At 58.2% G+C, this 13,982-nt stretch carries 15 protein-coding genes; 3 read left to right on the plus strand and 12 right to left on the minus strand.

What is annotated here, in order from left to right; all coding sequences use genetic code 11:
* Positions 1–57 precede the first annotated feature (57 nt).
* On the minus strand, positions 58–843 hold the full coding sequence (locus ABJO75_RS03710; protein WP_348131246.1) for an inositol monophosphatase family protein: 786 nt from the start codon (positions 841–843) through the stop codon (positions 58–60).
* Between the two features lie 154 nt (positions 844–997).
* Here ABJO75_RS03710 and ABJO75_RS03715 point away from each other — a divergent pair, with 154 nt between their 5' ends.
* Positions 998–2,038: an NADP-dependent oxidoreductase gene (locus ABJO75_RS03715; protein WP_348131248.1), complete on the plus strand. Its 1,041-nt coding sequence runs from the start codon at positions 998–1,000 to the stop codon at positions 2,036–2,038.
* Between the two features lie 55 nt (positions 2,039–2,093).
* Here ABJO75_RS03715 and ABJO75_RS03720 read toward each other — a convergent pair whose 3' ends face one another.
* On the minus strand, positions 2,094–2,921 hold the full coding sequence (locus ABJO75_RS03720) for a DUF6473 family protein (protein ID WP_348131251.1): 828 nt from the start codon (positions 2,919–2,921) through the stop codon (positions 2,094–2,096).
* Positions 2,922–3,082: 161 nt separating this feature from the next.
* Between ABJO75_RS03720 and ABJO75_RS03725 the strand changes: the two genes are divergently transcribed.
* A complete protein-coding gene (locus ABJO75_RS03725) occupies positions 3,083–3,958 on the plus strand; it encodes a 3-hydroxybutyryl-CoA dehydrogenase (protein ID WP_348131254.1) in 876 nt (291 codons plus the stop codon).
* Positions 3,959–3,964: 6 nt separating this feature from the next.
* On the opposite strand, the gene ABJO75_RS03730 is transcribed toward ABJO75_RS03725, so the two are convergent.
* The 8 genes from ABJO75_RS03730 to ABJO75_RS03765 all read right to left on the minus strand — a co-directional run bounded on the left by ABJO75_RS03730 (position 3,965) and on the right by ABJO75_RS03765 (position 10,513).
* Positions 3,965–5,011, minus strand: coding sequence for an alcohol dehydrogenase family protein (locus ABJO75_RS03730; protein WP_348131256.1), 1,047 nt, complete (start codon positions 5,009–5,011; stop codon positions 3,965–3,967).
* A 111-nt stretch (positions 5,012–5,122) separates the two neighbouring features.
* Positions 5,123–6,013, minus strand: coding sequence for a lysophospholipid acyltransferase family protein (locus ABJO75_RS03735; protein ID WP_348131259.1), 891 nt, complete (start codon positions 6,011–6,013; stop codon positions 5,123–5,125).
* A 34-nt stretch (positions 6,014–6,047) separates the two neighbouring features.
* Positions 6,048–6,317: an HPr family phosphocarrier protein gene (locus tag ABJO75_RS03740; RefSeq protein ID WP_348131262.1), complete on the minus strand. Its 270-nt coding sequence runs from the start codon at positions 6,315–6,317 to the stop codon at positions 6,048–6,050.
* Between the two features lie 15 nt (positions 6,318–6,332).
* The gene (locus ABJO75_RS03745; protein ID WP_348131265.1) at positions 6,333–6,725 is read right to left on the minus strand and encodes a PTS fructose transporter subunit IIA; all 393 of its coding nucleotides are present in this window, start codon (positions 6,723–6,725) and stop codon (positions 6,333–6,335) included.
* Between the two features lie 26 nt (positions 6,726–6,751).
* Positions 6,752–7,618, minus strand: a complete 867-nt coding sequence (gene rapZ / locus ABJO75_RS03750) for an RNase adapter RapZ (protein ID WP_348131268.1) — start codon at positions 7,616–7,618, stop codon at positions 6,752–6,754.
* Positions 7,615–8,064: an HPr kinase/phosphatase C-terminal domain-containing protein gene (locus ABJO75_RS03755; protein WP_348131271.1), complete on the minus strand. Its 450-nt coding sequence runs from the start codon at positions 8,062–8,064 to the stop codon at positions 7,615–7,617. The genes rapZ and ABJO75_RS03755 overlap by 4 nt, the downstream gene beginning before the upstream one ends.
* Positions 8,065–8,068: 4 nt before the next feature.
* Positions 8,069–9,802 carry a sensor histidine kinase gene (locus tag ABJO75_RS03760; RefSeq protein WP_348131274.1) on the minus strand — a complete coding sequence of 578 codons (1,734 nt, stop codon included), beginning with the start codon at positions 9,800–9,802 and terminating at the stop codon, positions 8,069–8,071.
* A gap of 9 nt (positions 9,803–9,811) precedes the next feature.
* Positions 9,812–10,513 (minus strand): response regulator transcription factor, encoded by a 702-nt coding sequence (locus ABJO75_RS03765; RefSeq protein ID WP_348131277.1) that lies wholly within the window; start codon positions 10,511–10,513, stop codon positions 9,812–9,814.
* A gap of 340 nt (positions 10,514–10,853) precedes the next feature.
* Here ABJO75_RS03765 and ABJO75_RS03770 point away from each other — a divergent pair, with 340 nt between their 5' ends.
* Complete coding sequence (locus tag ABJO75_RS03770) at positions 10,854–12,452, plus strand: phosphoenolpyruvate carboxykinase (RefSeq protein ID WP_348131280.1); 1,599 nt, start codon at positions 10,854–10,856, stop codon at positions 12,450–12,452.
* Between the two features lie 90 nt (positions 12,453–12,542).
* Here the strand turns inward: ABJO75_RS03770 and ABJO75_RS03775 are convergent, their stop codons facing one another.
* Both ABJO75_RS03775 and ABJO75_RS03780 read right to left on the minus strand, forming a co-directional pair.
* Positions 12,543–12,980 (minus strand): PACE efflux transporter, encoded by a 438-nt coding sequence (locus ABJO75_RS03775; RefSeq protein WP_348131281.1) that lies wholly within the window; start codon positions 12,978–12,980, stop codon positions 12,543–12,545.
* Positions 12,981–13,182: 202 nt separating this feature from the next.
* Positions 13,183–13,950, minus strand: coding sequence for a sulfite exporter TauE/SafE family protein (locus tag ABJO75_RS03780; protein WP_348131284.1), 768 nt, complete (start codon positions 13,948–13,950; stop codon positions 13,183–13,185).
* Positions 13,951–13,982: the final 32 nt, after the last annotated feature.

Here is a 13,982-nt window from a genome sequence, read left to right on the forward strand (position 1 = left end):
TTTGGCCACGACCCAATCCACACCTTCGTCATTATCAGAACAGGTCTGTCGGCTGCGTTATCCGCGGACGACCTTTGCAAAACTGTCAAAAATCGCCTCGTTGGCGCAGATAACCGCGCCGTCTGCGAGGATGTCGCGGCGCGGATCTAGTGGCTGCACCAGCCCGCCAGCTTCACGGACGATGACAACACCGGCCGCGACGTCCCAGGCGTTCAGCCTGCGTTCCCAAAAACCATCGTATCGCCCTGCCGCAACATAGGCCATATCAAGCGCCGCAGCCCCCCAACGCCGAACCCCGGCACAGCCCGGCAACACCCGCGCCAGATCCTGCAGGGTTTCCGGCAGGTCGCCGCGTCCGCCAAAGGGCAGCCCGGTTGAAAATATGCTTTCTATCATCCGGTGACGCCCCGACACCCGCAACCGCGTGTCGTTCATCCAGGCACCGGCACCTTTTTCCGCGATGAACATCTCGTCCTTGGCGGCGTCAAAGATTACACCGGCCACAATGTCACCCTTGTGCTCCAACGCGATCGATACTGCCCAATGCGGCAACCCGTGCAAAAAGTTCGTCGTACCATCGAGCGGATCCACGATCCAGCGGCGCGTCGGGTCCTTGCCGTCAATTGCGCCACCTTCCTCGGCCAGCCAGCCATAGGTTGGGCGCGCGCCCAGCAGCTCTTCCTTGATGATCGCTTCGGATGCGAGATCGGCCTTGGAGACAAAGTCTCCGGCGCCTTTCATCGACACCTGCAGGTTCTCGACTTCGCGGAAATCCTTGACCAGTGACCGGCCCGCCTTGCGCGCGGCCTTGATCATCACATTGAGATTTGCACTGCCTACCATATCACGCCGCTCCTGTCCGGGTCAGGCCGCGCGTATACGCCCCGCGAGAGGGCTTGCCAAGCGATCTCTGCCGGGTGTGACGCTGCGACCGCCCTCTTGTCAAATCAGGTGCGCATCGGCACCGTGCGCCCAGACTGATAGAAGGAAGTCTTTCATGACCGATCAGATGCACCATATCGCGCTTGCCAGCCGCCCGACGGGCGCACCGACGGCCGAGAATTTCAGCTACGAAGCCGCGCCCATGCCGGTTGCTGGCGATGATGAGGTCCTGATCAAGGTTCACTACATCTCGCTTGATCCCTACATGCGTGGTCGCATGGATGACGCAAAGTCCTATGCCGCGCCGGTCTCTATCGGCGGCACCATGGAGGCCGGGGGCGTGGGTGAAGTTATCGCCTCAAACAGTCCCGCGTTCAAACCCGGCGACTTTGCATTTGGCATGCTGGGTTGGGCGACGCATGCGGTGCAATCGGCCAAGATGCTGCGCAAACTTGATCCGTCGCAGGGCCCGATCACGGCAGCCCTCGGTGTGCTGGGTATGCCCGGCTTTACCGGCTGGCACGGACTTACCGAGTACGGTCGCCCCAAGGCAGGCGAAACCCTTGTCGTGGCCGCTGCGACCGGCCCGGTCGGCTCGATGGTCGGTCAGGTCGCAAAATCGATGGGCTTGCGCACGGTGGGCATTGCTGGCGGGGCTGACAAATGCAAGCTGGCCACCGACACGTTCGGGTTTGACGCCTGCCTCGATCACCGCGCCTATGATACTGCGTCGGATATGCGCAACGCGCTCGCAGAGGAATGCCCGGACGGCATCGACATCTATTTCGAGAATGTCGGCGGCAAAGTGCTGGAAGCGGTGCTGCCCTTGATGAACAACCACGGGCGTATTCCGATTTGCGGCATGATCGCCTGGTACAACGCTGGCGGTCTCGGGGCTGGTGCCTCTGAGCAGGGCCTCACCGGGCCTGCAATCTGGCGGACGATCCTGGTCAAGTTCCTGTCCGTCAACGGCTTTATCATCTCCAACCACTGGGACCGGTATCCGACATTCCTCGGGGAAGTCGGGCCCAAGGTCGCCACCGGAGAGATCGCCTTTCTCGAAGATATCGCCGAGGGGCTCGAGAATGCTCCGGAAGCGTTCATGGGCCTGTTGCAAGGCAAAAACGTAGGAAAGCAGATCGTCAAGATCGCCTGATCGCGCTCGCATTCAAAACGACAATCATGGCCCGCCAATTTTGGCGGGCAATTTGTTACAGCACGGTCCGAAGTTCCGACACCACCTGACAGGCAATCGCTTCGTGCGTTCGCGGGCCAAGGGACAACTCTGCGATCGGCGCCTGCAGAGGTCCGAAGAACATTCCATCCAGATCACCGGACTGACCTGCGGGCGAAACGGATACTTCGATCACGCCCCCGGATATCTCGGTCAGCTCATCAAGCATCGAACCAGTGACCATCAGCGGATCACTCCCCAAGCCCAGCGGCGGTATCCCGGCACCCGGCAGGTCATGACGCAGCCACAAGAGCCTTGTTTGGGGTCCAATGCGATCCAATAACAACCGCATCCGAGCAAGCCATGTCTTTTGGAGTTCTTGTCGAATAGCCCGAAAGCGATCGGCCGAAAGACCGTGCAAAGTGGTCAGCATGTGCTTGTTGAAATGGAATTCCATGAAATCCACCTCGGGATAGATCGCGCGCAGTGTCGGAGAGGCCGATAGGAACCTGTCATTGCGACGCGGATGGACACGGTAGAGCGCGTTTGACATGTTCTGCGCTCCGCTGACCTGTACCACCGCAAGCCTGGCAGACGCCGCGATCTCGATCACGTCCGGATCGTTCAGCAGTGCATCAACCCCGGCATTTGCACAGCCGAGATTGACGCAGGTCATGCCGAGTTCGGATTCAGTCAATGCAACAAAGGGATTCATGACAAAGCTGCCATATGTGTCGCTGCTGCCCAAAAAAGCGATATAGGGATCTCGCAGCGATTTGCGCGGCCCCCGGACCAGCAATCTTGACGTTCCATAACGACAGGGGATGTCGGCAAGCGCACGCGCGCCTGATACCTCAAAGCTCATAGTTCCCACCAAATTTCAGTTCACCCGATTCCAGTACTCGTGTGAAGAAGTTGCGATTCGGCTAACCTTCGAATTTAACGCAAACTGATATGATCACAGCCCCTTGTCCCTGACCGTCCGTGACCGATATGGTCGGGCGATACTAGGCGGAAGGCAGACATATGACAATCAAGTCAATCGGCGTGATCGGGGCAGGACAGATGGGCAACGGAATTGCTCATGTGATGGCATTGGCCGGATATGACGTGTTGCTGAACGATGTCAGCCAAGATGCTCTCGATGCTGCCATTTCCGGGATCGACGGCAACATGGGCCGGCAGGTCGGGCGCGGCAAGATTTCCGAAGCAGAGATGCAGACCGCGATGAAGCGCATCGGAACCACGTTGGCCCTGCCGGACATTGGCAACACCGATCTGGTGATCGAGGCCGCGACCGAACGCGAGAGCGTCAAACAGGCGATCTTTGAGGATTTGCAACCGCATCTGAAGCCGGAAACTATCCTGACCTCAAACACATCCTCGATTTCGATCACCCGGCTGGCCAGCCGCACAGATCGGCCCGAGCGGTTCATGGGGTTCCATTTCATGAACCCGGTCCCGATCATGCAACTGGTGGAACTTATCCGGGGCATAGCCACGGATGAACCAACCTATAAGGCCTGCCGCGAAGTCGTCGACCGGTTGGGCAAAACCGCCGCCAGCGCCGAGGATTTTCCGGGCTTTATCGTCAACCGCATCCTGATGCCGATGATCAACGAGGCTGTTTATACCCTGTACGAAGGCGTCGGGAACGTGAAATCCATCGACGAATCAATGAAGCTGGGTGCGAACCATCCCATGGGGCCGCTGGAATTGGCGGATTTCATCGGGTTGGACACCTGCCTTGCGATCATGAACGTGCTGCATGACGGGCTGGCGGACACCAAGTACCGCCCCTGCCCGCTTTTGACCAAATACGTCGAGGCCGGGTGGCTGGGCCGCAAGACACATCGCGGCTTCTACGACTATCGCGGCGATGAACCGGTTCCGACCCGCTAGCGTCTTCTACGGCACGGTCAGAACGATTTTTCCGACATGCCCTTTTTGGGTGAATTCCTCTTGCGCCGCCGCGATTTCACTGAGGGGGAAGGTTGTGGCAACGAGAGGTTTGATTTCCTGTCGCTCGATCCTTTGAATGAGATTTGCAAAAACCTCCGGCTCAAGCACGGTACAGCCGAAAAAGCTGAGATCCTTAAGGTAAAGTGTACGCACATCCAGCTCCACAATCGGCCCGCCGATTGCGCCGGACACGGCATACCGGCCACCGGGTCGCAGGACGTTCAACAGCGAGGGCCACTTGGCGCCAGCCACCAGATCGACAACGACATCCACGCTGTTTTCGCCAAGTTCGGCAACAAAATCATTACTGCGGTCCAGCGTTCTTTGCGCGCCGAGATCGGTCAGGATTTGCGCCTTTGACGCGCTGGTGACAGCAATGACACGCGCACCACGCGCAAGTGCCAACTGTACCGTGGCTGATCCAACACCACCCGAAGCACCTGTCACCAGAACTGTTTCGCCCTTTGCGAGCCGCGCACGGGTGAGCATATTTTCCGCTGTTGAGTAGGAACAGGGAACGGACGCCAACTCCACATCGGTCAGATCACTTTGGATGGTATGCGCATAGCGCGACGCCACGCGGGTAAACTGCGCAAAGCCGCCATCGCATTCCGACCCAAAGTACCACGGCGTTTTGAGCGGCTCCCCATCGGCCTCGCGCAGGCAGGGCTCGATCAGAACACGCTCGCCAATACGGGACGCGTCAACACCGTTGCCAACCGCAACAATGTGCCCACAGACATCGGCCCCTTGGATAAACGGAAAACGCAGTGCCGTACCTGACCAGCTGGCGTCATCGGCCTCGGCGTCACCCTTGGAATACCAGCCGATACGGGTGTTGATATCGGTATTGTTGACCCCCGCGGCAGCAACTTGGATGACGACGTCACCATTCGCCGGGACAGGGGTTGGCAGGTCGTCCCGCCACTCCATTTTTTCAGGTCCGCCGTGGCCCGTCAGGGCGATGCCAAACATCGTTTCCGGTAAGGTCATGCTGTTCTCCCCAATCATCGAACGGATGATTGGGCGCAAAATCGCATATCGTCAATGAGATGCGCGGAATTTTCGGCTCGATGGGTGCGCGCAATCCTTACCCGACGAGGATCAGGATTTGCCGAGATCCAGCGTATGTTGCCGCAGCCATGCCATGAACCCGCGCGGATCGGTTTCAAGCAGTTCCATATCCTTGTCGCTGATCGGCTCGCCCACAACCGGTGCCTGCGGTTTGTTGCAGGAGCGGACGATTTCATGCAGCAACAGACCCTGCCGCAGGATCGGAGAGACCTGACAGGCGATCTGGTAGGCGCGCGAATTGCGGCCTGGAAAGAACAGCGGCACGACCTTGGCGCCCGAACGGCGGATCATCTTGGCGGTGAACACGTTCCATTCGCGTTCGACCGGGTCACCCCACCAACTGTCTGCCGACATCACCACACCAGAAGGAAACAGCGCCACGACCCCACCATTCTTGAGGTGATCCATCGCGGCGGCGCGCATTTCGACCATCTTTTTCTGCGCACCCGGATCGTGCGGGAATGGCACCGGGATCATGAACGAAGTCGCAGCCTCGTCCAGCCCCGTCAGCACGGTGCGCGTAAGAATGCGATAGTCCTGCCGTACGCGACCGATCAGATCGGCAAAGATCATACCATCGACCATCCCGTGCGGATGGTTCGCGACCACAACAACCGGGCCTTCCTTGGGGATATTCGCAAGCTGGTCTTTCGGGGTCGTCAAATCGATCCCCATGACATTCAGTGCGCCACGCCAGAATTTCTGACCGCGATACTTGTCATTGGATTTCTCAAACGCGCTGACCATACGCAGAATCGTGATCTTGCCAGTGAACCACTCGATCGCGCGGATCGCAAAAGAGGTCCAGGGATCGTCAAAGGAATTGGCATAAGTCAGCGTACGGCGATCATATACCTCGCCCTTGGGCGGGTCTGCCTCGGGGAGCGCGGTATTGCGCGTTTCATGTGTGGAGTCCGCCAAATCGCTTTTCCCGTTTCATTTCCGTCGGGCGGCGTCAGAACCCCTCGCCAAACTTGTCTGCAACCAGTGTTTCCAACGCATCCGCGAGTGCCTCAGCATCGGGTCCGCTGGTCTGAACGTCAATAGTCGTTCCCTTGGACGCTGCCAACATCAAAAGACCCATAATGCTGTCGCCAGACGCCGACATACCGTCGCAAGAGACTTCTGCACGCGCGTCAAAGCCTTCGACCACTTCTACCAGCTTTGCCGATGCGCGGGCATGCAGCCCTTTTTCGTTGACGATCTTGAGTTTGCGTTCGGTCATTATGGTAACTGGCTTTCACTCGATGCTTATGTTCTTGGCGAAAATGTATTTCTTGCCGGCGTCGATAGCGATGCGCACGGCATCCGCAACTGGCTCGTCGCGATGTTTCGCCAACTGGACAAGAAGTGGCAGATTGATGCCGAAAATGATCCGGCGGTTTGCCGGTCGCACGGCCTTGAGCGCCAGATTGCAGGGGGAACCGCCATGCAGGTCAACGACCACGACAACGCCGTCACCTGTATCAACCGCATTGGCCGCGTCGCATATTTCCTGCTCGACCGAGTCCCTATCGTGAACGGCATCGATCCCGATGGCACAAACTCCGGCTGGCTTGCCGACGATGTGCTCGATCGCCGCAAGAAACTCTCTTGCAAGCCCACCATGCCCCACGATCACAATTCCGATCAAATCGGCCCCTCGTCGCTGTTGCGGCCTTAAAGCTCGCGGTGCCTAATTGACACCTGCTGTCCGTCATCCGCAAGAGCCTTGGCCAAGGTTTCCGTAAGGAAAACCGATCGGTGTTGCCCCCCGGTACATCCAAACGCGATCGACAGGTGCGACTTGCCCTCTTCCTCGTAGGCTGGCAGCAACAATCGGGTCAGGTCAAGCACCCGGTCAAAGAACGGTGCAAAGCGGGCGTCTTTGCGGATATGCGCCCCGACCTCCGGGTCTCGGCCATCAAGTGCGCGCAGGTCCTTGTTCCAGTACGGGTTCGACAAAAACCGACAATCAAACACCATGTCGATCCCTCGCGGCAAGCCGCGCTTGTAAGAGAAAGACTGTACAGAAACCGCCAGTCGATTGCTGCCTGCCACCGCGAACCAGCGCTCGATTTCTGCACGAAGCTGATGCACATTCAGCTCGGACGTGTCGATCAGGATATCTGCCATTTCACGGATCGGAGCCATCAGATCGAGATCGCGTTCAACCCCGATCTCAGGGCTTTCCGCAGGTGCAAGCGGGTGGCGGCGTCGGGTTTCTGAGAACCGTCGCAACAACACATCCCGATCGCAATCCAGATAGAGAACGGTCAGCCGTCCCTCTGCCTGCCCACCCAAAAGGTCAATCAGTTCAAGGAGGGCCGCGGTGGAAAAATCGCGGTTGCGGGTATCCACGCCAAGCGCCAGCGGCCGATCCGGGCCGGGACCGTCTAGCAGCCGGGGAAGAAGGTGCAGGGGCAGATTATCGATGGATTCAAACCCGAGGTCTTCAAGCACGTTGATCGAGGTTGATCGGCCTGCCCCGGAAGGGCCGGTCACCAGAACGACGGGTGTCGAAATGCCTGTGGTTTGGTCGGTCATGGGTTCTTTCGTCCGGATTTTAGAAATCGCATTAAGGCGGGCGCGAATTGCGGTCCATCGACCCTGCGCAACAGTGTTACGGGTACTCCGAGCAGTTCCGTCGCCCGAGCTTCTGGCAATCGTGCGGTCTCTGCCTTGTCCATATCCACCACAACCCCGATCACGACCGGGTCCGCCGGTTCGCAGTTCAATATTCCGATACCCCGCGCCTCGATCAGCCCCTTGATCGTCTGCGGAGCAGAGGCCCGGACACCCGGCCCAGACCGCACAAGCGTGACGCGATCATCTGATACCAAACTGGCCCCATACCCCATCAGGGACAAGGCCAAAGACGATTTTCCGCTGCCCGACGCACCAATAATCAGACAGCCTTGGCCCGCAACCGCGACACAGCTCGCATGAACGATAACAGAGTCGTTGCCGGGCAAATTTTGGCCGGTGCTCACCGCATCAGACCGGGAGGCCCACGACAAACCGTGCGCCAAGAGGAGCAGAGGTGATATCCGCCTCGGTCGGGCGGATATTTTCGGCCCAGATCACGCCGCCATGCGCTTCGACGATCTGCTTTGAGATCGCCAGCCCTAGACCCGAGTTATTGCCAAAATGCTCTTCGGGTCGTTGGGAATAGAAGCGCTTGAATACCTTGGAAAGGGAATCGTCCGGAATCCCAGGGCCGGTATCTTCGACCACAACCAGCACACGGTTCTCGCGCATGCGGGCCCAGACCCGGATCGCATCGCCATCTTCGCAAAAAGAAATCGCGTTGGTGATAAGGTTGACGAAGACCTGCGCCAGCCGCGCCTCAAGTCCCTGAATGACGACCGGTTCATTCGGCAGATCGGCGATATAGTCGATATTCTTGCCTTTTGCGTCCTCGCCGAGAAACTGGTTCAGGTTCTCGATCATCTTGACGAGGTCAAAGGTTTCTTCGTCTTCCTTGACCAGTTCCGCGTCAAGGCGCGAGGCGTTGGAGATGTCGCTGACCAACCGGTCAAGACGGCGGACATCATGTTCGATGACACCCATCAGCTTTTCCCGCTGATCGTCACGCTTGACCATGCGAAGAGTGCCGACAGCGGATTGCAGGCTGGCCAGCGGATTCTTGATCTCATGCGCCACGTCAGCAGCAAATTGTTCGTTGCCCTCGATCCGATTGTAAAGCGCGCCAACCATGCCCCGTAACGCACGTGACAGACGCCCGATTTCGTCGGGTCGACCAGTCAGATCGGGAATGCGGATCCGCCCCAGCTGGCTGTTGCGGGCGTTGCGGTCGCGCCCCAGTTCTGCGGCCTCGGCCAGATCGGCAAGCGGGTTGGCGATCGTAGAGGCCAGAACGAGGCTCAGCCCCACAGAGACAAGGGTCGCAACGACGAACATTTGCAGCACACGTTCTCGCTCCCCCCGAACCAGTGCATCGATTTCACCGGATGGGCTGGCCATCCCGACGGTGCCAACCGCACTGTCGCCCCGCATAATGGGGGTGACCGCGGAAATCACGGTCGCGCCCAAAGGGTCCTGCCCGGAATCAACTCTGGTTTGACCATCCTCGGCCCCCGGGATCATGCCGCGAAGCTGTGCCTCGACCGTCCCGCCGACCTCTTGCTTTTCGGACGCAAACGGCCCGGAGACCAGTGCCCACAGCGCAGTAAGACCGTCACTGATATAGGTCCGCCCGGTTTCCTTGGGAGCAAGCGCCGTGAGTGCCGCGCTCTGGTTGGTGCCTTCGGTCTGCCCTACAAGCATCTGCTCATCGTCAAACACGTAAACTTCGATCCCGTTGCGCAGGTTGAGGCCACTCAAAATCGTGGCTACCCGCTCGCGCTCGGCCGCCAGCGACACCGGCCCGGTTTCCGGCAACTGGGCCTCGAACACGTTGGCAACCAATTCCGCATCACCGACCAGTGCGCTGGCACGTTGCAGCACCAGATTGTCGCGGGTCCCGTTGAGATACAGGATGCCAGCGACAAGAATGTTCAACGCGATCAGATTGAACATCACGATCTTACGGGTCAGCGGAGAGGTTCTCAAAGACAGGAACCCACGCCCGGCGCGACGGGCGCGCAGCCCGTCTTCGTCTACGCCGTCAGGCGACACCCAGTCATCGCCCAGCACCACATCACCGCTGCGGCGTCTCTTGTTGGAGGAGTCTGTATTGCGCACGAGCGTCCTTTCAACACGGCTCATGAAAGGAGCTTATTCTTCGTTGTAACGATAGCCGATCCCGTAGAGCGTTTCGATCGCTGAAAACTCGCTGTCCGCCGTGCGCATTTTCTTGCGCAGACGTTTGATGTGGCTGTCGATGGTGCGATCATCAACATAGACTTGGTCATCATATGCCACATCCATGAGTTGATCACGGCTTTTGACAAAGCCGGGTCGCTGGGCCAACGCCTGAAGCAGCAGGAATTCTGTCACCGTCAGCGACACATCCTTACCCTTCCAGCTGACCGAATGGCGCAGCGGGTCCATGCTGAGGTCGCCGCGTTCGATCACCTTGGCCTCGGGGCCGCTGCCATCGGCATCGCGATCCACGGCTTCCTGGCGCCGCAACAGCGACCGGATCCGCTCGACCAGAAGCCGCTGCGAAAACGGCTTTTTCACATAGTCATCCGCGCCCATACGCAGCCCAAGAACCTCGTCGATCTCGTCGTCCTTGGAGGTCAGAAAAATCACTGGCATCTGGGTTTTCTGCCGAATGCGCTGCAACAGCTCCATCCCGTCCATGCGGGGCATTTTAATGTCCAGAACCGCAAGATCGGGCATCTTCTTGTTAAACGCCTCAAGCGCGGCCAGACCATCATTGTAGGTTTCCACGTCAAACCCTTCTGCTTCGAGCGTCATCGAAACCGACGTCAAGATATTCCTGTCGTCATCCACCAATGCGATCTTTGACATAAGAATTGCCCCTCTTATTGACCCACTCAAAAACGATTGTGCCAACTCTTCGTGACTTTGGGAAACCGAATCAATCCCAAACCGAGAATCGGCACACTCAGAACAACCAAACCGTGCAGAAAGATGGTGGTAATGACTGAATTGTCGCACTTTTCTGATCAGTGGCCCGGCGATCCATGGTATGGTTGCGCTAAACGTCGCGTTGGTGGCGCTAACTCCGGAAACCGGCCTGTTCACCGCGTCGGACCGCGTGTTAAAGGCAGCGCACATGGTGCCCTGACGATGCCGCCGGTTGAGCGGACATGTCCGATGCCGGCGCCGAAACAGGAGATACGACCTAATGACATCTGGACGGGTAAACCCAAAATTTCGCCTGGAAGATCAAGGCATCGCGGGGGTTGAGAACGTACACTACAATCTTCTGGAACCTGCGCTCATCGAAAACGCATTGCGTCTCGGCGAAGGCGCATTGGGACAGGGCGGATCATTCATGGTCGAAACCGGAAAATTCACCGGTCGCTCACCAAAAGACAAACATGTCGTCATGTCCGACACCACCAAGGATACGATCTGGTGGGACAACAACGCACCGATGGAGCCCGAAGCGTTCGACCGTCTTTATGACGATATGGTCGAGCACATGAAGGGCCGCGAGTACTTTGTTCAAGATCTCTATGCCGGTGCCGATCCGATCTATCGCGAGAACGTCCGCTTGGTAACCGAACTGGCCTGGCATGGCCTGTTCAACCGCCACATGTTCCGCCGCCCTGACCGCGAAGACCTTGACAGCTTTGTTGCAAATTACACTGTCATCAACTGCCCCAGCTTCAAGGCTGATCCCGAGCGTCATGGCTGTCGCAGCGAAACCGTGATCGCGATGAATTTCGACCGCAAGCTGATCCTGGTCGGCAGCACCGAATATGCTGGCGAAAACAAGAAGTCTGTGTTCTCCCTGTTGAACTACTTGCTGCCGGAAAAGGGCGTCATGCCCATGCACTGCTCGGCCAACCATGCTGTTGGAAATCCCGTGGATTCGGCGATCTTTTTCGGCCTCTCCGGCACCGGCAAGACCACGCTCTCTGCCGATCCTGACCGGGTTTTGCTGGGCGACGACGAACATGGCTGGTCCGATCGCGGCATCTTCAACTTTGAAGGTGGCTGCTATGCCAAGACCATCAACCTGAGCCCCGAAGCAGAACCCGAGATCTATGCGACGACATCCAAGTTCGGAACCGTCATCGAAAACATGGTCTATGACCAAGAGACGCGGGAACTGGATTTCAAGGATGACAGCCTGACGGCCAACATGCGCTGCGCCTATCCTCTGGATTACATCTCGAACGCATCGCCCACGGCGATTGCCGGTCACCCCAAGAACATCATCATGCTGACCTGTGACGCCTTTGGTGTTCTGCCGCCGATTGCGCGGCTGACCCCTGCTCAGGCGATGTATCACTTCCTTTCCGGGTTCACCTCCAAGATGGCCGGAACCGAGCGCGGGATCACTGAGGCACAGCCGACGTTCTCAACCTGCTTTGGCGCGCCGTTCATGCCCCGCCGCCCCGAAGTCTATGGCAACCTGCTGCGCGACAAGATCGCCCAACATGGCGCGACCTGCTGGCTGGTCAACACCGGCTGGACCGGCGGCGCCTATGGGGTCGGAAGCCGGATGCCGATCAAGGCAACCCGCGCATTGCTGACCGCGGCGTTGGACGGCTCGCTAAGCACGGTGGAATTCCGCAAGGATCCGAACTTTGGCTTTGACGTTCCCGTTGATGTGCCTGGCGTACCCGAGGTTTTGCTGGACCCCCGCCGCACATGGAACGACCCTGCAGGGTATGACCAACAGGCGGCCAAACTGGTCGAGATGTTCTCGAATAATTTCGAGCAATACCTGCCCTACATCGACGAAGACGTGAAAGCCGCCGCAATCGGCTAAAACCTGTTTTGGGAGACCCAAATCGCCTCGAGTTTCGGGGCGATTTTTTGGATGCCCTCTATCAGTATTGGTCCGCTGGGGGTAAAGCGCTCATTCGGATGCCAACGGTCGACTCCATTCCGGCAGCGGGAAGACCCTGTCATAGGCCCAGTTAAAGCCAAGAGCGTAGATGATGTAGAACAGTGCCAAGGTCACATCCATCACGAGTGCCTGCCAGAGCGAAATTCCAAGGTACCAGGCGATGAACGGCATCAAGACGGCCAATAATCCAATCTCGAAAAGAACAGCGTGCAGAACCCGAATAACTCCCGTCTTTTTTGTGGTATCGGTAAGGTGCTTCAGCACGACATCGAACGCATAATTGTAGACAATATTCCATAGCGTTGCGAGCGTAGCGCTAACGAGCCCGACGGCACCAAAGTCATGCATTGGGATGCCAAATGCTACTGCCCCGAGAGGGACGATCAGTGCAAGTGCAAGAATTTCAAAAATCAAAGCGTGGCGAAGACGATCAAGTGGGGAGCGCATAGCAACCTCAATAATGGCTCCGGGTCGTCCCAGAATATTGTCCGATTGGAGAGGTCGTCCTCGCAGATTGCATTAGTAACACTTGGATTGCACTTTCAAGAGGTGTCGAAGCATCACCGGCCAAAGCACACCAACACGATAGTCGGACACCAAGTCGTCTCCCAAACCAGCGACCATGGCTTCGTGTTTTTGAGCCTGCGGGCTACCCCATCAGCCCACGCCGTACCAGGTTCAGCCCAGCGATCAGCAACACCACCAACGTCACCCTGCGGAACGTGCGTTGGTCGATCCGATCCTGCAGTCGCCCGCCCACCCACATGCCCAGCATGGCCGGCACGACAAGTGCGACTGACAACGGCAAGGTCGCCGCCCGCAATACGCCTGAACTGACATGGGCACCCAGAAGGGCCAAAGCGCCCAGCCCATAGATCACCCCCTGTACACGCATCTGTTCCGCCTTGGGTGTGTTCAGCGCCGTCAGATACGCCACCGTCGGCGGCCCCCAGATGCCAGATAGCCCACCGATAAATCCCGCGATGGCGCCGATCAGCGCCTCAATCCATTTGTTGGGTTCACGTAGAGTGAATCCAAGGCCCGCAAGCTGCACGAGCGAGAAGAACGAGACCGGTATGCCAATCATCAGGAAGAACGTCGCGTCTGACACGCTGCGCAAGAGTTGCGCACTGCCAACAAGGAAAACGAAACCGACGATCAGGAACACCCCAAAGCGGCGGACCGAGGCAAGCGCCTCACGCGGGCCATGCCGCAGCGCCTGAATGCAGTTTGCGGTGACCGTCGGCAGAATCAGCCCAGCCAGCACAAGTTCCGGCGCGAGAAACATTCCCAGCCCCGAAACGATGATCATCGGCAAGGCAAATCCAACCATTCCTTTGACAAGTCCCGCAACCGCAGTAATTGCAAAGGCAAGGAGAAAGGCACTGGGGCTCAAAAGGGCGAAAAGTGATTCCATGCCTGTTAATATCACCCCGGTTGCATGCTGCA

It is taken from the genome of Sedimentitalea sp. (assembly GCF_039973035.1).
Lineage (GTDB): Bacteria > Pseudomonadota > Alphaproteobacteria > Rhodobacterales > Rhodobacteraceae > Sedimentitalea.

Excerpts from the sequence above, each read along its gene's own strand:
- ABJO75_RS03730 (WP_348131256.1), bottom strand. The coding sequence starts at position 5,011 with ATGACCTTACCGGAAACGATGTTTGGCATCGCCCTGACGGGCCACGGC.
- ABJO75_RS03740 (WP_348131262.1), bottom strand. The coding sequence starts at position 6,317 with ATGACCGAACGCAAACTCAAGATCGTCAACGAAAAAGGGCTGCATGCC.
- ABJO75_RS03765 (WP_348131277.1), bottom strand. The coding sequence starts at position 10,513 with ATGTCAAAGATCGCATTGGTGGATGACGACAGGAATATCTTGACGTCG.
- ABJO75_RS03715 (WP_348131248.1), top strand. The coding sequence starts at position 998 with ATGACCGATCAGATGCACCATATCGCGCTTGCCAGCCGCCCGACGGGC.
- rapZ (WP_348131268.1), bottom strand. The coding sequence starts at position 7,618 with ATGACCGACCAAACCACAGGCATTTCGACACCCGTCGTTCTGGTGACC.
- ABJO75_RS03710 (WP_348131246.1), bottom strand. The coding sequence starts at position 843 with ATGGTAGGCAGTGCAAATCTCAATGTGATGATCAAGGCCGCGCGCAAG.
- ABJO75_RS03775 (WP_348131281.1), bottom strand. The coding sequence starts at position 12,980 with ATGCGCTCCCCACTTGATCGTCTTCGCCACGCTTTGATTTTTGAAATT.
- ABJO75_RS03770 (WP_348131280.1), top strand. The coding sequence starts at position 10,854 with ATGACATCTGGACGGGTAAACCCAAAATTTCGCCTGGAAGATCAAGGC.
- ABJO75_RS03760 (WP_348131274.1), bottom strand. The coding sequence starts at position 9,802 with ATGAGCCGTGTTGAAAGGACGCTCGTGCGCAATACAGACTCCTCCAAC.
- ABJO75_RS03720 (WP_348131251.1), bottom strand. The coding sequence starts at position 2,921 with ATGAGCTTTGAGGTATCAGGCGCGCGTGCGCTTGCCGACATCCCCTGT.
- ABJO75_RS03780 (WP_348131284.1), bottom strand. The coding sequence starts at position 13,950 with ATGGAATCACTTTTCGCCCTTTTGAGCCCCAGTGCCTTTCTCCTTGCC.
- ABJO75_RS03725 (WP_348131254.1), top strand. The coding sequence starts at position 3,083 with ATGACAATCAAGTCAATCGGCGTGATCGGGGCAGGACAGATGGGCAAC.